The following is a 22114-nucleotide window of genomic DNA, read 5'->3' as shown; positions in this document are numbered from 1 at the left end:
GATTAGGGTTCCAGTGGTTTAAGGGCTGGGACAGGGCCATAGCTACGCGGCTGGCCCTCGAATTGCGCGCCGGGGGCAGGGAAGCTGACCGAGCCATTGGGGCTGTCAACGGTGATGCGGCGCAGGTGCGGGTGGGCAGACAGGCCCGCCATATCGTTGACCTGGGCCAACGCGATATTGGCGGCATCAAGACGCGCGACAGCCTCTTCCGAGGCATGTTTGGCAAAGGCGGCGCCGACAAGGGCGTCGGTCTCAGCCCGGTTCTGTACCCGCGCCACGTTGGTGGCAAATCGTGGCTCGGTAGCAAGGCTTTCATCTTCGAGAAAGTGCTTGGCCAGCATGCGCCATTCGCGGTCCGATTGGATCGAGATCAGGATCGGCGCGCCAGATTTCGGCTGGAACACACCGTATGGGGCGATGGACGGGTGGGCGAGACCCACACGTTTGGGGCTTTTGCCGCCTTCGTGGTTCAAAAGCGGTACGGTCAGCCACTCGGCCATTACGTCGAACATCGAAACAGAAATTCGCGCGCCCTTGCCCGACACACCGCGTCCGATGATTGCCTCCAAGATCGCCTCGTAAGCGGTCGAGCCGGTGGCGATATCCACGACCGAAGTGCCCACGCGCGCAGGTTCGGTGGGGCCGCCCGTGACTGAACACAGCCCGCTTTCGGCCTGTATCAATAGGTCATAAGCCTTGCGGTTCGCCAAAGGCCCGCCCTCGCCATAACCCGAAATAGAGCAGGAAATCAGGCGCGGGTTCTCGGCGTGCAATCGGTCAAGATCAAACCCTAGCCGCGCCAGCGAGCCGGGTTTCAGGTTCTGGATCAGTACGTCCGCCTTGGCGATCAGATCAGCCAGCGCCGCCTTGCCTGCGTCTGATGTCAGGTCCAGCGTCACGGTTTCTTTACCCCGGTTCAGCCAGACGAAATAGCTGGCCTGCCCCTTGGCCACGTCGTCATAGCCTCTGGCAAAGTCGCCTTCGGGTCGTTCGACCTTGGTGACATGCGCCCCGGCATCCGCCAACCGGCACGAGGCAATTGGCCCTGCCACGGCTTGTTCAATGGCGACGACTTCCAGTCCTTCGAGCGGGCGCATCAGAACGACCTCGGCATGCCAAGCACATGCTCGGCGACAAAGGACAGGATCAGGTTGGTCGAAATCGGCGCGACCTGATACAGGCGCGTTTCTCGGAACTTGCGTTCCACGTCGTATTCATTGGCAAACCCAAACCCGCCGTGGAACTGAATACAGGCGTTGGCGGCTTCCCAGCTTGCTTTCGCAGCAAGATATTTTGCCATATTCGCCTCGGCCCCGCAGGGCTGGCCCGCGTCGTATAGGGCGCAGGCCTTATAGCGCATCAGGTTGGCGGCCTCGACCTCGATAAAGGCCTCGGCGATTGGGAATTGCACGCCTTGGTTCATGCCGATGGGGCGGCCAAAGACCTGACGTTCGCTGACATAGGCGGTGACCTTGTCGGTGAACCAATAACCGTCGCCGATACATTCCGCAGCGATCAGCGCGCGTTCGGCATTCAGGCCGGTCAGGATGTATGTGAAGCCCTTGCCCTCTTCCCCGATCAGGTTCTCTTCCGGGATTTCAAGGTTGTCGAAGAACAGCTCGTTGGTTTCGTGGTTGACCATGTTCGGGATCGGTTGCACCGTCATGCCCGATTTCATGGCCTCTTTGATATCGACAAGGAAGATCGACAGCCCTTCGGATTTCTTCTTTACCTCTGCCAGCGGCGTGGTCCGCGCCAAAAGGATCATGTAATCCGAGTGTTGGACCCGGCTGATCCAGACCTTTTGACCGTTGATTACATAGCGCCCGTCTTTCTTGACAGCGGTGGTCTTGATCTTGGTTGTATCGGTGCCAGTGGTGGGCTCTGTCACGCCCATCGACTGAATGCGCAGTTCGCCGGCCGCGATTTTGGGCAGGAATTTCTGCCGCTGCTCTTCCGAGCCATGCCGCACCAGCGTGTTCATGTTGTACATCTGCCCGTGGCACGCGCCAGAGTTACCGCCCGCCCGGTTGATCTCTTCCATGATGACACTGGCTTCGATCAGACCAAGACCAGATCCGCCGTATTCTTCGGGGATCAGCGCGGCCATCCAGCCCTCTTGGGTCAGCGCATCGACGAAAGCATCGGGGTAGGCTTTTTCTTCATCCACCTTGCGGTGATATTCGGCAGGAAACTGTGCGCACAGCGCTTTCACGCCGTCGCGGATATCCCGATAGTCATCGGTCAGAAAGTTCATAGGGCAGGCTTTCGGTTTGCGAATTCCACCAATCCTAGTGGTGTGGCTTGCCATTTGACAAATATATGTTTCTGATAGTTCCCATACAGGGATTATATGCCATGACACTCGATACCAGACAGCTGCGCTATTTCTTGGAGATCGCCGAACAAGGTTCGATCACGCGGGCATCGCAGGTGCTTAACGTGGCACAACCGGCGTTGTCGATGCACCTGCGCACGCTGGAAGAAAACCTTGGAACGCAATTGATGCTGCGCAACCGGACCGGCGTGGTTCCGACCGAAGCGGGGCGGTTGTTGGTCGAACGCGCCAGGCGAATTCTGGACGAGATGGCCAGAACAGAGGATGACATTCGCACGTTGGAATCGGATCCCTCAGGGGTGGTGCGGGTCGGTTTGCCGGGAACGGTCAGCTCTCTGGTTTCTTTGCCGCTGATCCATGCGGTTCGGGAAAGGTACCCGAACATTACCATCAATATCGCCGAGGCGATGAGCGGGTTCATCGCAGGTTGGATGGTCGAGGATCGGATCGACCTGTCGATCCTGTACCACGCACTGGATGAGAAAGGGTTCCGGTCGGATGTCTTGCTGGAAGAGGAGTTGGTGGTCCTGTGGGGGCAAGAGGCCGACAACCCTGCCAAGGTTGCCCTGAAAGCGTTAAAGGGTGTGGCGATGGTTCTGCCAAGCCGGGGGCATGGCTTGCGCGAGTTGATCGAGGATCAAATGCGCAGACTTGGGTTCGCGCCCGAAGTTGCGATCGAGATCGACTCTTATGCCAATATCAAAAGCCTTGTGGCCGAGGGGTTCGGTCCGTCGATCCTACCGACCTATGCGGTTCAGGCTGAAACCCTTTCCGGGACTATTCGCACCAGCCAGATCGCCGATCCGGGCCTTTGGCGTAGGGCGCATCTGATCCAACCCACCAATCGCCCGGTCACCCGCGCGCAATCAGCGGTGACAGAGGTTTTGCAGGATGTCGTCGCCGATCTGATGGCCAACGGTAAATGGGCGGGCGCGCGAGTGGCTTCGGTAAGCTGAGAATCCGGCCTATTCGGAATGTCGCAATTTGGCTTGAACCCTCGGATTGAATTTACGCAGTCGACTAGGCGAGCATCAAGCGCACTTGGCCTACTGAAGGGTTCTTAAGCCATATTTTAAGTGGGGGAAGGTGGTACTCCGTAGGGGAATCGAACCCCTCTTTCCAGGTTGAAAACCTGGCGTCCTAACCGATAGACGAACGGAGCAGCCTGTGCTGTGAGGGGGTATTTATGTAAAGCCGCGGGGGGGCGCAAGAGCTTTTTGAGATTTTTTCACGAAAAAATTCATGCAGGCGCAGCGTCGTCCAAACGCAGCTGCACACGCTGGCGACCACCCCATGAATTTACCTCTAGTTTACCCGCAACATGAAAGCGCGCGCCCCCATGTTGCAGCAGCATTTGGCCAAGCGCTGTATCGAAGGCGCCGAAGCAAATTGCATCCATACGGGCCTGAAGCCCGTCGCTGATTGTCAGCTTTAGGTGGGTTTCTCCGACGCGCTTCGCAAAAGAGATCGCGCAGTCTGGAAAGGCAAATCGCGGGGCAGGGGCGCCTGCACCAAAAGGTCCGGCGGATTCCAGCTGCTGGATTAACTCGATCGTGGCGGCTCCGGGCATAAGCAACCCGTCAAGCCGCAGGTCGGCAGGGCCAGCTTCGCCCGCGCCTTGTTTGGCAAGAAGCTCTGACAAACGGTCCATGGCGGCGTCCAGTTTGCCGCGGGCCACGGTCAAACCTGCGGCCATCTTGTGGCCGCCGCCTTTGATTAGTAGCTCTTCTGCGGCAACCTTCTGAATCGAGGCGCCTAGGTCCACCCCCGCTATCGAGCGGCCAGAGCCTTTGCCCTCGTCCCCGTCCAGCCCGATAACCACGGCGGGGCGGTTGGTGGCCTCTTTCAGACGCGCGGCGACGATGCCAACGACACCGGGGTGCCACCCTTCACCAGCGGCCCAGACCAGTGGTGCGTCCAGCCCGCGGGCTTCGGCCTGATCCATTGCGGCTGCGCGGACAGCATTTTCAATTTCGCGGCGTTCCTTGTTCAAACCGTCCAGCCGTTCTGCCAAGGCCGCGGCCTCGGACGGGTCATCGGTAGACAGCAACCGGGCACCAAGATCCGCCGCGCCAATGCGACCGCCGGCGTTGACCCGCGGGCCAAAAACGAACCCAAGCGTGTAGGGGGTCGGGGCCGTGTCGAGCCGCGCGACATCCGCAAGCGCGACAAGCCCTGCGCGTTGCCGTCCGGCCATGACCTTCAGCCCTTGGCGGACAAGTGCCCGATTCACGCCAATCAGCGGCGCGACATCGGCAACAGTGGCCAATGCGACCAGATCCAAAAGCGCCATCAGGTCGGGACCTTTAATTCCTTTGGCGCGCAACTGACGGTTCACCTCGACCAACATCAGAAAGACGACCGCTGCCGCGCAAAGATGAGCAAGGTCTCCGGTCTCGTCCTGCCGGTTCGGGTTCACGACCGCCAGCGCCGGGGGCAGGGTTTCGCCACCCAAGTGGTGGTCCAGAACGATCACATCTGCGTCGGCCGCCGCAGCAATCGGTTCGTGCGATAACGTTCCGCAATCGACGCAGATGATCAGGTCGTGGTCGGCGGCAAGGGCCTGCATGGCAGGCACATTGGGACCATAGCCCTCGTCGATCCGGTCAGGGATATAGAGTGTCGCGTTATGGCCCATCTGACGAAGCCAGACCAGCAACTGCGCGGCAGAAGAGCCTCCGTCCACGTCATAATCGGCGAAGACAGCGATCTTCTCCCGCGCCTGCAGCGCTTCGACAAAACGTTCGGCCGCCTTGCCCATATCGCGCAGGGTCAGCGGATCGGGCAGAAGGTCGCGCAGGGCAGGGGCAAGGAAGCCCGGAACATCGGGTGCAGTCACCCCGCGTCGCGCCAGAATCTGGGCGACTGCGGGCGGAATGTCAGCGCTTTGGGCCAACGCTTCGGCCTGACGGTTGGTTTCTACATCGGGGCCGACCCATCGGCGGCCAGTGGCAGAGGATTCGACGCCTAGAAAGCTCATTGCAGGTCCGCCAGAATTTGGTGCACAGCGCGGGCCTGAACGAATTCGCCGTGCAGGTGAGACACCGCACTGCGATGAATGTCCTCTGCCGTCATGGGGGCACCATTGTCCCAGGACGTATCCGCGTTTCCCGTAAACGCCGCACAGGCGTCATGGGCCAAGGTGACCTTGAACCCAAGGTTCGCGGCCATCCGACAAGAGGTCGACACACAATGTGGCGTTGTCAGGCCGCAGATGGTCAACTGCGTTATCCCTTTGTCGCGAAGGTGCTGCTCTAGCTCTGTGCCGATGAAGGCGGAGTTCACAGATTTTTCGAACACCGCTTCAGGCGCGTCAGGAGCCAAAGCGGGCAGGAAATCTATGCTGCCGGAAACTGGGTTCAGGGGGCTGCCCGGCGTCGTACTAAGGTGACGCACATGGACAACAGGCAGGTTCGCCTCGCGCCAATTCGCAAGCAGGCGCGCCGCGTTTTCCTCGGCGGTTGGGTTGTTACGCACGCCCCAGACCGGATCTTCGAAACCGGTCTGAAAGTCGATCAACAACAGGGCACCTGCCATGCCGGGTTACTTCACCGGGTTGCGGTAAATCATGCGCCGCACCGACCCGGTTTTCGAGCGCATCAAGATGGTCTCGGTTGTCAGGTGGGTGGGTTCGCGTTTGATGCCTGAAACAACCGATCCATCCGTCACACCAGTGGCGGCAAAAATCACGTCCGCAGTCACAAGATCATCGCGCGAATAGATGCGGTCCAGATCGGTGATGCCTGCCTTTGCAGCGCGGCCACGCTCGTCATCATTGCGGAAGACAAGACGCCCCCACATCTGACCACCCATGCATTTCAGTGCCGAAGCCGCCAGAACACCCTCGGGTGCGCCGCCTTGGCCCATGTACATGTCGATACCGGTGATGTCTGCTTCGGCGCAGTGGATCACACCAGCGACGTCGCCGTCTGTGATCAGGCGGACAGCCGCACCGGTCGAACGGACTTGTTCCAGCATCTCTTCGTGGCGCGGACGCTCCAGAATGCAGACGGTGATATCATCCGGGTCGCAGCCTTGCGCCTTTGCCAGCGCCTCAACGCGTTCTTTGGGGCTCATGTCCAGCGAGACCACGTCCTTGGGATAGCCCGGTCCAATCGCCAGCTTGTCCATATAGACGTCAGGCGCATGCAGAAGGGTGCCGCGTGGGGCCATCGCGATCACGGTCAGGGCGTTGGGCATGTCCTTGGCTGTCAGCGTCGTGCCTTCCAGCGGGTCCAGCGCGATGTCCACGGCGGGACCGGTGCCGGTGCCAACCTCTTCGCCGATATAAAGCATCGGCGCTTCGTCACGTTCGCCTTCGCCGATTACAACGACGCCTTCGATTTCCAGCAGGTTCAACTGGTCACGCATTGCGTTAACAGCTGCCTGGTCAGCGGCCTTTTCATCACCACGTCCAACAAGATTAGCCGAGGCCATAGCGGCGGCTTCAGAAACGCGCGCCAGTCCAAGCGACAGCATTCGGTCGTTGAAGTCGACTTTGTTGGTCATGTGTGTGTCCTATTGTTTAAGTCCGCCTGACGCCTACACCTAGCTGGTTAACTGGGTGTGACACAAGCCGGTCAAACTTCTTCGATACGAATGGCCACAGGATCGCCAACCACGACACCGGTATCGGCAAAGCCTTTGCGGGCATGATCCAACGCGTCGCGGGTGGTTTTGTGCGTAACGATCAGAACAGGCGCAGAGGCGTCTTCGTGCTGGTATTGGCGCATCCGGTCGATCGAAATGCCAGCGTCGCCCAGCACAGCGGCCACTTTGGCCAGCGCGCCCGGTTTGTCTTCCAGTTCGAACCGAAGGTAATAGGGGGCCGCAGCCGTACCGCGGGCGGCTTGCACCTGTTTCAGCGCTTTGGCCGGCAGGCTGAAGGTCGACACGCGGATCCCGCGTGCTATGTCCATGATATCAGACATCACGGCACTTGCGGTCGGGCCTTCACCCGCGCCGGCACCGCGCAGAACAATCTGACCAACGCTGTCGCCTTCCAAAAGCACCATGTTTGTGCCGCCTTCCAGCTGACCCAGTGGGCTGCTGGCGGGAACCAGACAAGGTGTCATCCGCTGTTCAAGCCCGCGACCAGACATCTGGGCCACGCCCAACAGCTTGATGCGGAAGCCCATGTCAGCGGCTTGGTGAATATCCTCTATGGTGATCGATCCGATACCTTCAAGCTCTACCCCGTCGAAGTTGACTTGGGTGCCATAGGCGATCGACGACAGCAGAGCCAGTTTGTGGCCCGCGTCGATGCCACCGACATCCAGATTGGGGTCGGCTTCCAGATAGCCAAGCGCGTCGGCTTCAGCGAAGACCTCGTCATAGGGCAGGCCCGCGCTTTCCATGCGGGTCAGGATATAGTTGCAGGTGCCGTTCATCACACCCATGACGCGGGTGATGGTGTTGCCTGCGAGGCCCTCGGTCAGCGCTTTGACAACGGGGATCCCACCGGCCACGGCAGCTTCGAACCGAATGACATGGCCCTTGGCCTCTGCCGCTTCGGCAAGGGCCTGACCATGCAGGGCCAGCAGCGCCTTGTTGGCGGTGACAACGTCTTTGCCAGCAGCCAGAGCGGCCTCTGTCGCGTCCTTGGCGGTGCCTTCGCTGCCGCCCATCAATTCGACGAAGACATCTACGTCGTCACGCTTGGCTAGCGCCACAGCATCATCTTCCCAGTCGTAGCCCGACAGATCGACACCGCGATCTTTGTCTTTGCTGCGGGCCGAGACCGCTGTGATCGTGATTTCGCGTCCGCTGCGCATTTCCAGCAGCTCTGCGTGCTGCTGAATGATTTTCACGACGCCGACACCAACGGTGCCAAGCCCGGCAATGCCAAGGCGCAGGGGAGCGGACATAGGGGTCTCCAACCACTAAGGACTATTTGGCGGTTTTGTTACCCCGTTGAGCGCCGGTCTGCAACGCGCCTTCGCGTGTAGAGACGTTTATTGAATCTCTTGATTGCGCAACCATTGACCACGGCGCTTCAGGGCCTCGACCTCGGCCTCGAAACTTTCGACCGATTGCTCGTTCAGTCGACCGCCAGCCAGCGCGGCATTGATCTCGGACTGAGGGGCGAGTTTTGGGTAAGGCTGATCTATAGCGCCAGCGCCAACAGCCTGTTCGACCTCGGGGATCTGAGTGCAGCCCGCAGCGCAAAGCAGGGCAACGGCAAGGAGGGCACGCGTCATGGTGAGGTCAGGTCCGGAATCGGTTGCAACTGCGCCACCATAGTCAGGGCAGGGCGCAGCCTGCAAGAGAGCGGGCTTTCACATGAACACTTGTTCAGATATGCAAGGCCTATGGCACGCAAAGCAGGCTCTCATTCCGAAATCACGGGCCCTCGGGTTCAGGCAGCGGCGGTCGAACTGTTCGCGAGACACGGTTATGCGGCAGTGTCCATGCGCCAGATCGCGGCGCAGGTGGGCGTGCAGGTGGGCGCGCTTTATAATTATACGCCTGATAAGCAGGGCCTGCTGCTGGACATCATGAATCGCCACCTGAACGAGTTGTTCGAAGCGTGGCAGGCAGAGCCCAAACCAGATGACCCGATTGGCCAGCTGGAAGCATTCAGCCGGTTCCACGTTCGCTTTCACGTGACGCGCCCGGACACGATGTTCATCGCACAGATGGAGCTTCGGAACCTGACGCCAGAAAACTTTGAGGCCGTCGAAGGTCTTCGCCGCCGGTATGAAGGCGCGCTGGAAGCCATATTACAAGAGGGGCAAGAGGGTGGCCTGTTTCGCATCACTGACGTGCGTCTTGCCACGATGGCAGTCTTGGCCCTGCTAACCGGCGTGGCCAACTGGTACCGCGAAGGCGGCCGTCTGCCGTTGGAAGAGGTCGAACGCATCCACTGGGAAATGGTGCGCAGTGCCGTGGGGGCAGGGGCAAGCTGATAGGGCTTGCGCTCAAGCGCCGACACACTTCCTGACAGAATATGAACTGGACTCAGTTGGGTCACCCACCGCGGTAACCTAAAAGCGCAAGAGATCGCAAAACGGCCCGCACTGGGCGGGCCGTCTGTAATTAATGTGCGGGCTTGATGAAGGTCCCGTTACGCAGGTCCTGCATCGCCTGAAGGATTTCTTGTTGCGTGTTCATCACGATGGGACCGTGCCAGGCCACTGGTTCTTGGATCGGCGCACCAGAGACCAGAAGGAAACGCACACCTTCCTCACCTGCTTGAACCGTGATCTCGTCACCGGTGCCGAATTTCACAAGGGTACGGTTGCCGGACATGTCGCGAATGTTCAGTTCTTCACCCATGACCTCTTTCTCTAGCAGTACACCCGTCGGATCCGAGGCATCTGCAAAAGCGGCGCTGCCCTCGAAGATATAGGCAAAGGTCTGACGGTATGTGTCGACCTTGAAGGTCTTCTTCACACCTGCAGGAACGAAGATATCCAGATACTGAGGGTCCGCAGCGATCCCATCGACAGGACCGGTCTTGCCCCAGAATTCCCCGATGATGATCTTCACACGGGTTCCGTCATCGTCGATGATCTCGGGGATGTCGGCAGATTTTACGTCTTGATAGCGCGGGTCGGTCATCTTCAGATGCGAGGGCAAGTTGGCCCACAGCTGAAATCCGTGCATCTGGCCCTTGGCGTTTCCAAGCGGCATTTCCTGATGCATGATCCCCGATCCTGCGGTCATCCACTGCACATCACCCGCTCCAAGTGTTCCGGTATTGCCAAGGCTGTCGCCATGGTCTACCGAACCGCTTAGAACATAGGTGATCGTCTCAATCCCGCGATGCGGGTGCCACGGGAATCCGCGAAGGAAATCTTCGGGCCGCTCATTGCGGAAATCATCAAACAACAGGAACGGGTCCAACTCGGACGGATCGCGAAACCCGAAGGCGCGGTGCAGTTTGACGCCGGCTCCCTCCATGGTGGGGACGGCTTGCGTGGTAGAGGTGACAGGTCTGATCGACATGGGGATCTCCTTTTCTTGGCTCCAATGTAGTCGGGTTTTCCCGCGCGACAACGGAAGTTTTTGCGCCCTTTCGGACTGAATTGGTGCGCAATCGCACATCGTTAAACCGTTTTGATCTTTTGAGGCCATGGTCCTAAATAGAGTTCACTTAAAAGGAACCGACATGACCCGCACACCGCCAAAAATCCAAGCCTCGAATACACGCCGGATCATTGCCATGATCGTTCTGGTGTCGCTTGGAGGCCTCATGATCTATTCGGCTGCGACCGCTGATATCGCGATTTGGGAGCGTTTGCTGCTGACGGCGCTGGGTCTGGCTACACTTTACATGAGTGATTGGATGCGGCGGGCGACACTGGGTTGGCTTGAGTTGCGCGACGAAGGCATCTTTGATCAGGATGGTCGCCTATTGGCGCCTATTGAAGACATCACCGGTCTGGATCGGGGACATTTGGCGTTCAAACCATCAAACGGGTTTGTCATCCGCTTGTCTTCGAACGGCACGCGCGCTTGGGCGCCGGGCCTTTGGTGGCGAAGCGGTGATCGATTGGGGGTGGGCGGCGTCACTTCGGCGGCGCAGTGCAAGGCCATGGCAGAAATTCTAACCCTACGCCTGCAAGGCCACTGACGCAGGTTTTCCTTCTCAAAATCCCATGTTGGTCTAACCTGAAATCAACGAGTCGCCCAAAAAATGGGCGCCGTTATATTTCAGGGAGGAATTTTTCATGGCCCCTATAGCAGAGCCAACATTCCGCGAGTCCGTGGATCTGATGTTCAATCGGGCGGTTGCCCTGATGGACCTGCCACCCGGCCTTGAAGAGAAAATACGTGTTTGCAATGCCACTTACACAGTCCGTTTCGGCGTTCGACTGCGGGGCCATATGCACACCTTCACGGGTTATCGGTCGGTGCACTCGGAACACATGGAGCCGGTAAAAGGCGGTATTCGTTATGCCGGGTCCGTGAATCAGGACGAGGTAGAGGCGCTTGCCGCGCTGATGACCTATAAATGCGCCTTGGTCGAAGCACCGTTTGGCGGCTCCAAGGGTGGGCTTTGCATCAACCCGTGGGAATATGAGGAGCATGAGCTAGAGCAGATAACTCGCCGTTTTGCATATGAGCTTGCCAAGCGCGACCTGATACACCCATCCCAAAACGTTCCAGCCCCGGACATGGGGACTGGAGAGCGCGAGATGGCCTGGATTGCCGACCAATACCGACGCATGAACACCACCGATATCAATGCGAATGCCTGTGTCACGGGCAAGCCGCCCCATGCGGGCGGGATCGCGGGTCGGGTCGAGGCCACGGGCCGTGGCGTCCAATTCGCCTTGCGAGAGTTCTTTCGTCATCCGCAAGATGTCGCTCAGACCGGGATGACCGGCAAGCTGGAGGGTAAGCGCGTCATCGTGCAGGGGTTGGGGAACGTGGGCTATCACGCGGCCAAGTTCCTTCAGGAAGAAGATGGCAGTGTGGTCGTAGGCGTCATCGAGCGCGACGGCGCCTTGGTGGATACCAACGGCCTTGATGTCGAGGCTGTCCGCGCCTGGATTACCAAACACGGTGGGGTCTCGGGGTACCCGGGCGCAACTTATGTCGAAGACGGCGTCAAAGTGCTGGAAGAAGATTGTGACATCCTTCTGCCAGCGGCTCTGGAAGGTGTCATCAACCTGCAGAATGCCGACCGTATCAAGGCCCCGTTGATTATCGAGGCCGCGAACGGCCCAATTACGGCCGGAGCCGACGATATACTTCGAAAGAAGGGCGTCGTGATCATCCCCGATCTTTATGCCAATGCGGGCGGTGTAACCGTGTCCTATTTCGAATGGGTGAAAAACCTGTCGCACATCCGCTTTGGCCGGATGCAGCGCCGACAGGAAGAGGCCCGGCACCAACTGATCGTAGACGAGCTAGAACGTTTGGACCGCCATTTGGGCGACGCGTGGTCGATCAAGCCTGACTTCAAGGAAAAGTATCTGCGCGGCGCGGACGAGCTGGAACTGGTGCGCTCGGGCCTTGATGACACCATGCGCATTGCCTACCAGACCATGAGCGAGGTTTGGAATTCACGGGATGACGTCGAAGACCTGAGAACCGCCGCTTATATCGTAGGAATTGAGCGTGTTGCACGCAGCTACCGCGCGAAGGGTCTTTGATCACGATCTGGAAACAATGGTGCCGACTATACTAATGCACTCTTAATTTCCGCGCCTTTGCCCCACTTCCGCCCCTTTTCTGCGGCTTTCTGACGGTAATTCGGAAGGCCAAAGGGGGAGTCTCCCTCGGCGGGGAACCACCCCCTATTCGGAGAGAAGTGCGATGCAACAGCGTTTTATGTCATTTTGGAAAGACGAGAGCGGAGCCGTGACCGTCGAAAGCGTGATGTGGCTGGGCTTCATGTTCTTCTTCGTACTCTCCATTCTGGATATCTGCGTCTACTTCCTGAATCACGGCTGGGCCGTTCGCGCGATGCATCAGGAAAACCGTGAATTCATCGTCGGTGCGTATTCGGACTGTAATGCACTGGAAACAGCGCTGAACCAGCGCATTCAGGCAATTTCGCCTTCTGGCGCATCTGCCTGTGATACCTACCCGGAACGCGGCAGCACCTTCAGCACGGTAACCGTCACCCTTGCCAGCAGCGAGATGGGGCTTGGGATCGTTACCTACTTCCTGAAAGACATCAATATCTCGAGCACCGGCTTCCAGACGATTGAGGTGCCGACCGCGGCCACCACTGTAAAACCGCCCGTGGTCGAAACGGATGAGACCACTACGACCGAGACGGTCACCGACGACAGCGCAACGACCACTTCGGACGGCAGCACTACCATCGTAAGCGACGTAACCGAGGAGGCGTAATCGTGCGATTGCCTGATGCCTCCGCGCGAAGAACGCTGAAAAAGTTCTGGCGGGAAGAAGATGGGACTGCCAGCGTCGATGGCCTGATCTGGGTTATGTTCTTTACCACGCTGCTTGTGTTCATTCTGGACGCCAGCATCATGTTCATGAACAACGTCGAGGTCCGGCGTGTCACTCAGGACGGCAGCCGGCTGTATGTTCGGGGAGGGTTCGATGGGGAAGCCGATCCGATTGCCGCACTGGATCTTTGGGTTGAAAACAACCTCAGTGATTTGTCGCCGAACGTGAACGCGACCTCTTCACTAAACGCAAGCAACCAACTTTCGACGGTTGTGACCTATCCCGCGTCTGACACCGATCTGACAGGGCTCGTAAACGTTCTTTCTAACTTCAACATTGAAGTTCTTGTCGTCAATCAAAAGGCGGTACTCTAAATGACTCAGCATATTTCTAAAACGAACCGTTTCAAAAAATTCACCCGTGACGAAGACGGGGCGATGACCGTCTGGTCCATTTTCCTTTGCATGGGCACCTTGTTGACCGCCGGCGTTGCTATTGACGTGAATAACGCCGTCCAGTCCGAGGTGCAGCTGCAGGGCGCAGCCGACGCCGCAGGCCACGCAGCGCTTTACCACCTGTATAAGACTGGCCAGACCGAGGCCACGAAGAAGGCAATCGAAGTTGCTCAGCTGAACATGCCAAAATCGCTTTACGGTGATGTCCTGATTTCGACGGATGTCGAATATGGCACTTGGGATTTTGGCACCCGCACGTTCAATACCGGCGGCACAACCAACAAATCTGTCCGCGTAACCACGCAGCGCGCGGACGCCCGGTCCAACGCGATGGCGACCTTCCTTCTGGGGCTGGTTGGGTATGACACCCTAGAGCTTCAAGCGACTTCCGTCTGGTCGATGGATGGTGGTTTCTGCCCACCACGCTCCCCCGGCAAATCACGGGGCGAGGGCTTCTTCTCGTTGGGGGCCGTCGATATGCAGTCCGCGAACAGCTACGAGGACGGGTTCTGTATTCACGGCGAGCAGGGCGTAAAGGTTTCGACCAAGAACATCTTCACGGACGCCCACGTGTCTATGGCGGAGTATCTGAATCTGCAGGGGCCGGGTGACGACACTGAAAAGAAGCCTGGAGATTACCTGGAGGTTTATGACTACAACACCGATTTGGATAAAGCTCATTTCGAGCAGAGCTACCACGACTCTTTGACGGCTTATTTCAACACAATGGAAGCCAAGATCACCGCTTTCGCTGCAAACCCAACCGCGACTTCAGATCTGATCCCCGACAGCTTAAAAATCAACACAGCTAAGGGAACTAACGGGGTGATCGACTTTTCGGTCGCAAATGGTAAGGGTAAAAATGGTGAACTCCTGATTCCAGTTGTTACTACCGAGGAAAGTTTGGATCCCGATACCACCAAGGTAAGATTGGTCAAAAACGCCATCAATATCGTGACCTGCACCAAAGGCAGCAACACGATCCAACTCGACAAGAATACCAAGGTCAGCGACCTTGTGTTGCTGACCAATTGCGACGTGAAGTTTCTGGAAGGGTCCAGTTTTGAAAATGGCAGCCTGATCACCACGAGCACAACCAAGAACACTTCGATATCGGCGCCGAACGGCACCTCGATCGGCAGCACTGGCTATTGTGGCACCAATGGCGGCAATAGTGATGGGCGAGAAACCTTTATGATGAGCATGGGCGATATAACTTTCGCGTCGGATTTCGAAGCTTATGGGCTAAACTTGATGAGTCTCGGAACGATCCACAAAATTGCGGCAAACGCCAATGGGCTGGGCGGTATCAATGTCATGGCCAAGGGCAATATCGATGTGACGTCGCAAAGTGACTTCGGTTTCTGCGGGGAGGGCGCTCCCGAAGTCGATATCGAACCCTTCTTCCGCATGGTTGGTTAATCACAACCAAATCGCCAAGCGCTTGGCGCTGGGTGTTTCTGAGGCCAGATCTTTCGGGATCTGGCCTTTTTTGTGCGGATTGGTCGACTCGAGGCCCGCTAAACGCGGCTTTAATTATTTCCGAACACTACTGAAAACTGTGGTTGGGAACCGATTCTATGGCACGGAACGAATCGTATCGCATCGCCTAAAATAGAAATTTGCCTGTTTTTAGCGAAACAAAATGGGCCGATTGGGCGAATTGCGTTCACAATGTGGCGAAATCTGGCTCTTCATGTGCCGAAAATTGGCGCTTTTGTTGAGAGAGCTGTGTCCGGATGGTAGTCTGACTCCATTAATAAAGTTGTATTCGTGGTTTAGTTGATGATTTCCGCTTCAATAAAATCCTTTTTGCGTTCGGAAGATGGCGCGGTCACCGTAGAGTCTATTCTCTGGGTGCTGTTCTTCTTCACCGTATTCGTGTCGATCTTGGACATCTGTGTCTACTTTACGAAACACGGCTGGGCGATCAGGGCGCTTCATCAGGAAAACCGCAAATACATCGTTGGTGAGTATACAAGCTGCAGCAAATTGGAGGCCGAGCTTGGAGATCGTGTTCGGCTATTGTCCCCGTCCGCCACGGTCAAATGCGAAAAAATTCCACATGCAGAGACAGACCTGAGAATTAGCCAGGTAACCATGACCCTGATCGGTCGTGAACTGGGTCTTGGGATGTGGACTTTCTTCGTAGACGGTGTGTCCGTCCAGACAAGCGGAATTCAGGTAATCGAACACCCCGATAATGCAGCTGATGATAGTCAAGGAACGAGTTAATGACCCCTTTTAAATCGTATTTATCGTCAAGCAAAAACCGACTTTCCAAGTTCTGGAAAGAGCAGGACGGAACGGCGAGCGTTGATGGCCTTATTTGGATCATGTTCTTCATGACCCTGGTCGTCTTCATTCTGGATGCGGCTATCATGTTCATGAACAATACGCAGGTTCGTCGGATCGTGCAGGACGGAAGCCGGATGTATGTGCGCGGCGCGTTTGATGGTTCAACAACTGAACTGAAAGACTTGGATGCTTGGATCCAAGCTCGACTATCCGGCCTTTCGCCTAAGGCTAAGTCGAGCTCAAAAGTCGATGGAAACAACCGGGTGTACACCGAGGTCGTTTATCCAGCCTCGGATACCGATATTACCGGGCTCTTCGACGCGCTTATGAATTTCAATATCCAAGTCGTGGTCGTAAACCAGAAACTTTAAAAAAAAACGGTGCTCAAATGACTGATCTTGCCCATGGAAAGCCCAGACTGATGACCGAAGCAAAATCGAGAGTAAACACGTTCTTTCACGACGAAGGTGGGTCCATGACCGTTTTGGCCGTGTTTCTGACCATCGCCATTTTGCTTGCTGCGGGCCTTGCGATCGACGTGAACAACGCGGTTCAGTCAGAAGTACAGTTGCAAGGAACCGCAGACGCGGCTGGTCATGCTGGCATTGTTGAGCTTTTCAAGAATGGCAACACCGGTGAAGTCACGAAGCAAGCGATTCAGGTCGCAGAACTGAATATGCCGAAATCTGTTTTTAAAGAAGTGCTTGCCTCCACGGATGTCGAAGTCGGATCTTGGAATAGTGGGTCCCGGACCTTTTCCGTAGGAGCCGGGGCAGATGCTGTCAGAGTGGTCACTCGGCGGCTGGATAATCGTGGTAACGCTCTGGCAACATTCCTTCTTCGGCTGGTTGGCCAAGACACGCTGCAGATGAACACACAGTCTGTTTGGGCCTTCGGCGGGGGTTTGTGCCCGAACGGCAACCAAGGTTTCTTCGCGATGGGTGAAATCGATATGCAGTCGGGGAACACTTTTAGTGATGAGTTTTGCTTGCACGGTGAACTGGGTGTCAAAGTTTCGACCGATAATGACGTAACGCATGCTTACGTCACGATGCCGAATTATTCTGATCTAACTGGCCCAACAAGCGCCGGCGCTCAGAAGTTAGATCCAAACAGTTTTGATACCCTCGACGAATATTTTGACGCGGTGAAGGCAGAGTACGAAAAACTGTATGAAAAGAATCCGGGCCTCAAATTTTCGCACGGCACTTACGATTATGAATCAGAAATGCTCGACTATTTCAAAGCTTCCGGGGAGGCTATGAAAGCTTTGTATGATAGCCCTAGTACGTCTTCGCCGCTCATACCTGACACTTTGATATTCGACACAGAAACTTCAGTGGTGGTGACCCACAACGTAAGTAGTGAAAGTGAATTCAGCAACGTAGTTTCGATTGCCGAAGGCTCTTTGGTGAAGAACAAAATTAATAAAATAACCTGTTCTCATGAAAACGGTGGGAACTCATCGGCGATCACCTTCGCGACTGATGCGGTAATTACAGACCTTGTGATTGTTACCAACTGTGACGTTATCTTTGGCAACGGATCTTCCTTCGCACACGGGGCCGTTGTGACGACGAGCACTTCGGGTGTAACAGATTCTGGCCGCGCGATTGAAGGTCCTTCGGGGTCTCGCTTTGGCGACACAGGGTATTGCGATGCAGCGGCCGGCAAGGAAATGGAGACTGTCGTAGCCTCGGCCGGTAGTGTTCATTTCGCCTCAGGGTTTGAGACACACGGTGTGAACATGGTTGTTCTGGGTGACGTCGATAACATTGCCGCGAATCCGGACGGTGGTGGGGGTATCAACCTCTATGTGAATGGGGATATTGATATTACCTCGAACGGCACCTTTGGGTTCTGCGGGAAAAGCCCAGACGACCTCTTCGATCTGCGTTACATCCGCATGGTCATGTAACGAAACCAAACAGCCCGGGCCGACTGCCCGGGCTTTTTCTTTGACGCGTTGGCTCTCGACTTTTTCACCCGGCCTTTGTTAAATCTCCGTCATGTCTCTGCCCCCCGGATTTCTGGATGAACTGCGTACGCGCCTCAGCCTGTCACAGGTCGTGGGGCGTAAGGTTATATGGGACAACCGCAAGTCCAACCAAGCCAAGGGTGACATGTGGGCACCGTGCCCGTTTCATCAGGAAAAGACGGCCAGTTTTCACGTCGATGACCGCAAGGGGTATTACTACTGCTTCGGGTGTCACGCGAAGGGAGACGCGATTTCTTTTGTCCGCGAGACGGAAAACGTGGGCTTCATGGAGGCGATCGAGATTCTTGCAGGCGAGGCTGGAATGCAAATGCCCGCCCGTGATCCCCGCGCGCAGGAAAAGGCCGACCACCGCACACTACTGGCCGATGTGATGGAGCAGGCGGTGCAGTTCTTCCGCCTGCAACTGAAAACTGGTGCTGCGGCCGAGGCGCGCGATTACCTGACACGGCGCGGGCTGTCGCCCGAACAGCAGGATCGATGGGAAATTGGCTTTGCTCCAAACGCGTGGCAGGCCATGTGGGACCACCTGCGTGGTAAGGACGTGGCTGAAGACCTGATCCTTGGGGCCGGGCTGGCCAAACCCTCGACCAAGGGTGGCAAGCCGTACGACACGTTCCGTAACCGGATCATTTTTCCCATCCGTGACGCTCGGGGCAGGGCGATTGCCTTTGGCGGTCGCGCCATGGACCCAAGCGACAATGCGAAATACCTGAACTCGCCCGAGACGGACCTCTTCGACAAGGGCCGCAGCCTGTACAACCACGGCCCCGCGCGCGAGGCCGCAGGCAAGGGCCAACCGCTTGTGGTGGCCGAAGGCTATATGGATGTGATCGCGCTTTCCGAGGCGGGGTTTGGCGCCACTGTCGCCCCGCTTGGCACCGCAATCACCGAGGATCAGCTTCGTCTGCTTTGGCGGATCCATCCTGAACCGATCATTGCACTGGACGGCGACACCGCCGGACTGCGCGCTGCCATGCGCCTGATAGATCTGGCTATGCCATTGCTAGAGGCTGGCAAGTCCCTGCGTTTTGCCTTGATGCCCGGGGGAAAAGACCCGGACGATGTGATCAAACAGGACGGCCCAGACGCAATGCAGGCGCTGCTGGACGCCGCACAACCGATGGTCAACCTGCTGTGGCAGCGCGAGACCGAAGGCAAGGTCTTTGACAGCCCGGAACGCAAGGCCGCGCTGGACAAATCCCTGCGGGATGCGATTTCCAAGATTCAGGACCCGTCGATCCGTCATCATTATGGCGATGATCTCAAGCAGATGCGGTGGGACCTGTTCCGCCCGCAACGCCAACCGAAGGGGCAGGGCGGTTGGAAGCCGCGTCAGGCCGAACCGCAAGTGCTGCCGGGCACCAAACAAAGCGCGCTGGTGGCCTCTGCTGATTTCGACCAGTTCCTGCGCGAGGCGGTGATCCTTGCCACTGTGCTGACCCACCCGATCCTGTTGGATCGGTACGAAAGCCAGTTGGAACGCGTCGAATTCCGCAGTGATGACCACCGCGCATTGCAGCTTGCCCTTCTGTCGCACGCCGATCTGACGGACCCAGACGATCTGCGTCGCGCGGTCGAGGACAGAACCGGCCCGGCGCCTCTTGAAAACCTGTTCTCACTTCGCCATGTCCAGATTTGTCCCGCATTGACCGACCGCCAAGACACCGAGAAGGCTGAGATGTGCCTCAGCGAAGAACTGGCGAAGCTTTCGGCAACCCGTGGGGCAGCTCAGGAATTGCAGGACGCAATGCGCGATATGACCGGCCTTGTGGACGAGGGCCTGACCTGGCGGTTGGGCGAGGCCGCTAAGGCAGTCAACGCTGCGACCCAAGGTGATTCGGAAGATAAGAATGAATATGAATTCGGTCCCAACGGGGCCAAAATGAACCGGGATGAACGCGAAGCTTTCAAAAAACTGTATGAATCATTGGTTTCAAACGACAACTCGAAGGGTCAGCCGTGACGTTTGATTCAGAATTCAGGAAAGAAATCGCCGCTAATTGGGTGTGCCCGCCGTTGATTCGCGCTATCTCTACGAATCAAGCTGCAAAGCGAATCACGCGCCCCCTTCTAGGAGCAAAGAATGGCCGCTAAAGACACTGACGACCGCAAAACCGATGTACAGGCTGACGATGTCTCGATGGACATGAGCCAGGCCGCTGTCAAAAAGATGATCGCTGAAGCCAAGGAACGTGGCTTCATCACTTACGATCAGCTGAATCAGGTTCTGCCCCCCGATCAGGTCTCTTCCGAGCAAATCGAAGACGTGATGTCGATGCTGTCCGAAATGGGCATCAATATCATCGAAGACGAAGAAGCCGAGGAAGAGCAGCAGCAATCCACCGCCGTGGTGGAAGCGTCGACTTCGCGCGAAGTCACCGTCGCGACGCAAGAAACCGAGAAGCTGGATCGCACCGACGACCCGGTCCGGATGTACCTGCGCGAGATGGGTTCCGTCGAGCTGTTGTCCCGCGAGGGCGAAATCGCGATTGCGAAGCGCATCGAAGCCGGCCGTAACACCATGATCGCGGGCCTCTGCGAAAGCCCGCTGACCTTCCAGGCGATCACCATCTGGCGCGACGAACTTCTGAACGAAGATATTTTGCTGCGCGACGTGATCGACCTTGATGCGACCTTCGGCAACACGCTGGAAGATGACGAGGAAGAAGAACCCGTTGTCGCCAATGTCGACGTGGCACCCGCCAAGAAGGAAGAGAAGCAAGAGCTCGACGCTGACGGCAATCCGCTGAAGACCGACGACGACGATGATGAAGACGAGCAGGCGAACATGTCGCTGGCCGCGATGGAAGCAGCGCTGAAGCCGCAGGTGCTTGAGACGCTGGAAGTCATCGCGCACGACTATGAGACGTTGGCCGAAATGCAGGACTTGCGGATGGCGGCAACCCTGAACGAGGACGACAGTTTCTCGGACAAGGAAGAGGCCGCCTACCAGAAGCTGCGCCAGACCATCGTTGATCTGGTGAACGAACTGCACCTGCACAACAACCGCATCGAAGCGCTGATCGACCAGTTGTACGGCATCAACCGCAAGATCATGTCGATCGACAGCGGCATGGTGAAGCTGGCTGACCAAGCCCGCATCAACCGCCGTGAGTTCATCGAAGAATACCGTGGCCACGAACTGGATCCGTCCTGGATGGACCAGATCAGCGAAAAGCCCGGCCGTGGCTGGCAGGCGCTGATCGAACGCTCTGGAGCGAAGGTCGAAGAGCTGCGCGCCGAGATGGCGCAGGTTGGCCAGTACGTCGGTGTTGATATCAGCGAATTCCGCCGCATCGTTCAGCAGGTTCAAAAGGGCGAGAAAGAAGCCCGCCAAGCCAAGAAAGAAATGGTCGAGGCGAACCTGCGTCTGGTGATCTCGATCGCCAAGAAATACACCAACCGCGGCCTGCAGTTCCTTGACCTGATTCAGGAAGGCAACATCGGCCTGATGAAGGCCGTGGACAAGTTCGAATACCGCCGTGGCTACAAGTTCTCGACCTATGCGACATGGTGGATCCGTCAGGCGATCACCCGCTCGATCGCGGACCAGGCGCGCACCATCCGTATCCCGGTCCATATGATCGAGACCATCAACAAGCTGGTCCGTACCGGCCGCCAGATGCTGCACGAGATCGGCCGCGAGGCGACCCCGGAAGAACTGGCCGCCAAGCTGCAGATGCCTTTGGAGAAGGTTCGCAAGGTGATGAAGATCGCCAAGGAACCGATCTCTCTGGAAACTCCGATTGGCGACGAAGAAGACAGCCAACTGGGCGATTTCATCGAAGACAAGAACGCCGTTCTGCCGCTGGACTCGGCCATTCAGGAAAACCTGAAAGAGACCACCACCCGCGTGCTGGCCTCGCTGACGCCGCGCGAAGAACGTGTCCTGCGGATGCGCTTTGGCATCGGCATGAACACCGACCATACCCTGGAAGAGGTCGGCCAGCAGTTCAGCGTGACCCGCGAACGGATCCGTCAGATCGAGGCAAAGGCGCTGCGCAAGCTGAAGCACCCAAGCCGCAGCCGGAAGCTGCGAAGCTTCTTGGATCAGTGATCAAGCGGCGCCTTCGGGCGCCGTTTTCATTTTCGTCGGCGGGGTTGTGTCTTTGGCCGTAGGCAGTTCAAATAAGCCGACACCAACGAAAGGCC

20 protein-coding genes and 1 tRNA gene are annotated in these 22114 nt (G+C 57.3%); 12 read left to right on the top strand and 9 right to left on the bottom strand.

The features are described 5' to 3' along the window. Positions 1-2 precede the first annotated feature (2 nt). Both CLM58_RS15590 and CLM58_RS15585 read right to left on the bottom strand, forming a co-directional pair. A complete protein-coding gene (locus CLM58_RS15590) occupies positions 3-1097 on the bottom strand; it encodes a CaiB/BaiF CoA transferase family protein (protein ID WP_095596784.1) in 1095 nt (364 codons plus the stop codon). Next, positions 1097-2257: an acyl-CoA dehydrogenase family protein gene (locus CLM58_RS15585; RefSeq protein ID WP_095596783.1), complete on the bottom strand. Its 1161-nt coding sequence runs from the start codon at positions 2255-2257 to the stop codon at positions 1097-1099. Before CLM58_RS15585 ends, CLM58_RS15590 begins: the two co-directional genes overlap by 1 nt. Positions 2258-2358: 101 nt before the next feature. Here CLM58_RS15585 and CLM58_RS15580 point away from each other — a divergent pair, with 101 nt between their 5' ends. Continuing rightward, positions 2359-3294: a LysR family transcriptional regulator gene (locus tag CLM58_RS15580; protein WP_158221931.1), complete on the top strand. Its 936-nt coding sequence runs from the start codon at positions 2359-2361 to the stop codon at positions 3292-3294. Between the two features lie 131 nt (positions 3295-3425). On the opposite strand, the gene CLM58_RS15575 is transcribed toward CLM58_RS15580, so the two are convergent. From CLM58_RS15575 to CLM58_RS15550, 6 genes are all read right to left on the bottom strand, one after another. Next, positions 3426-3500, bottom strand: a tRNA-Glu gene (locus CLM58_RS15575). 78 nt (positions 3501-3578) lie between these two features. Further along, positions 3579-5318 carry a single-stranded-DNA-specific exonuclease RecJ gene (gene recJ, locus CLM58_RS15570; RefSeq protein WP_095596781.1) on the bottom strand — a complete coding sequence of 580 codons (1740 nt, stop codon included), beginning with the start codon at positions 5316-5318 and terminating at the stop codon, positions 3579-3581. Next, on the bottom strand, positions 5315-5875 hold the full coding sequence (locus tag CLM58_RS15565; protein ID WP_095596780.1) for a cysteine hydrolase family protein: 561 nt from the start codon (positions 5873-5875) through the stop codon (positions 5315-5317). The genes recJ and CLM58_RS15565 overlap by 4 nt, the downstream gene beginning before the upstream one ends. Before the next feature lie 6 nt (positions 5876-5881). Further along, positions 5882-6847 carry a class II fructose-bisphosphatase gene (glpX, locus tag CLM58_RS15560; RefSeq protein ID WP_095596779.1) on the bottom strand — a complete coding sequence of 322 codons (966 nt, stop codon included), beginning with the start codon at positions 6845-6847 and terminating at the stop codon, positions 5882-5884. A gap of 71 nt (positions 6848-6918) precedes the next feature. Next, on the bottom strand, positions 6919-8205 hold the full coding sequence (locus CLM58_RS15555) for a homoserine dehydrogenase (protein WP_095596778.1): 1287 nt from the start codon (positions 8203-8205) through the stop codon (positions 6919-6921). Between the two features lie 87 nt (positions 8206-8292). Continuing rightward, positions 8293-8538, bottom strand: coding sequence for a hypothetical protein (locus CLM58_RS15550; protein WP_095596777.1), 246 nt, complete (start codon positions 8536-8538; stop codon positions 8293-8295). A gap of 111 nt (positions 8539-8649) precedes the next feature. Here CLM58_RS15550 and CLM58_RS15545 point away from each other — a divergent pair, with 111 nt between their 5' ends. Beyond that, positions 8650-9246: a TetR/AcrR family transcriptional regulator gene (locus tag CLM58_RS15545; protein ID WP_095596776.1), complete on the top strand. Its 597-nt coding sequence runs from the start codon at positions 8650-8652 to the stop codon at positions 9244-9246. A 130-nt stretch (positions 9247-9376) separates the two neighbouring features. Here the strand turns inward: CLM58_RS15545 and CLM58_RS15540 are convergent, their stop codons facing one another. Beyond that, on the bottom strand, positions 9377-10288 hold the full coding sequence (locus tag CLM58_RS15540) for a pirin family protein (RefSeq protein ID WP_095596775.1): 912 nt from the start codon (positions 10286-10288) through the stop codon (positions 9377-9379). 163 nt (positions 10289-10451) lie between these two features. On the opposite strand from CLM58_RS15540, the gene CLM58_RS15535 reads away from it, so the two are divergent. The 10 genes from CLM58_RS15535 to rpoD all read left to right on the top strand — a co-directional run bounded on the left by CLM58_RS15535 (position 10452) and on the right by rpoD (position 22019). Next, positions 10452-10916, top strand: coding sequence for a hypothetical protein (locus CLM58_RS15535; RefSeq protein WP_095596774.1), 465 nt, complete (start codon positions 10452-10454; stop codon positions 10914-10916). A 97-nt stretch (positions 10917-11013) separates the two neighbouring features. After that, positions 11014-12444 (top strand): Glu/Leu/Phe/Val family dehydrogenase, encoded by a 1431-nt coding sequence (locus CLM58_RS15530; protein WP_095596773.1) that lies wholly within the window; start codon positions 11014-11016, stop codon positions 12442-12444. 178 nt (positions 12445-12622) lie between these two features. Further along, positions 12623-13150 (top strand): TadE/TadG family type IV pilus assembly protein, encoded by a 528-nt coding sequence (locus CLM58_RS15525; RefSeq protein WP_143226592.1) that lies wholly within the window; start codon positions 12623-12625, stop codon positions 13148-13150. A gap of 2 nt (positions 13151-13152) precedes the next feature. Next, positions 13153-13584 carry a TadE/TadG family type IV pilus assembly protein gene (locus CLM58_RS15520; RefSeq protein ID WP_095596771.1) on the top strand — a complete coding sequence of 144 codons (432 nt, stop codon included), beginning with the start codon at positions 13153-13155 and terminating at the stop codon, positions 13582-13584. Beyond that, positions 13585-15087 (top strand): TadG family pilus assembly protein, encoded by a 1503-nt coding sequence (locus CLM58_RS15515; protein WP_095596770.1) that lies wholly within the window; start codon positions 13585-13587, stop codon positions 15085-15087. Positions 15088-15447: 360 nt separating this feature from the next. Then, entirely contained in the window at positions 15448-15900 is a 453-nt protein-coding gene (locus CLM58_RS15510) for a TadE/TadG family type IV pilus assembly protein (protein WP_158221930.1), read from the top strand. After that, positions 15900-16334 (top strand): TadE/TadG family type IV pilus assembly protein, encoded by a 435-nt coding sequence (locus CLM58_RS15505; RefSeq protein WP_095596768.1) that lies wholly within the window; start codon positions 15900-15902, stop codon positions 16332-16334. Before CLM58_RS15510 ends, CLM58_RS15505 begins: the two co-directional genes overlap by 1 nt. A 50-nt stretch (positions 16335-16384) precedes the next feature. After that, complete coding sequence (locus tag CLM58_RS15500) at positions 16385-17881, top strand: TadE/TadG family type IV pilus assembly protein (protein WP_158221929.1); 1497 nt, start codon at positions 16385-16387, stop codon at positions 17879-17881. Positions 17882-17972: 91 nt separating this feature from the next. After that, positions 17973-19925, top strand: coding sequence for a DNA primase (dnaG, locus tag CLM58_RS15495; protein ID WP_095596766.1), 1953 nt, complete (start codon positions 17973-17975; stop codon positions 19923-19925). 120 nt (positions 19926-20045) lie between these two features. Next, positions 20046-22019, top strand: coding sequence for an RNA polymerase sigma factor RpoD (gene rpoD / locus CLM58_RS15490; RefSeq protein ID WP_095596765.1), 1974 nt, complete (start codon positions 20046-20048; stop codon positions 22017-22019). The last annotated feature ends 95 nt before the right edge of the window (positions 22020-22114 follow it).

Source organism: Actibacterium pelagium (assembly GCF_002285415.1).
GTDB classification, from domain to species: domain Bacteria; phylum Pseudomonadota; class Alphaproteobacteria; order Rhodobacterales; family Rhodobacteraceae; genus Actibacterium_B; species Actibacterium_B pelagium.
This window is presented reverse-complemented; position numbering and strand designations above follow the sequence as displayed.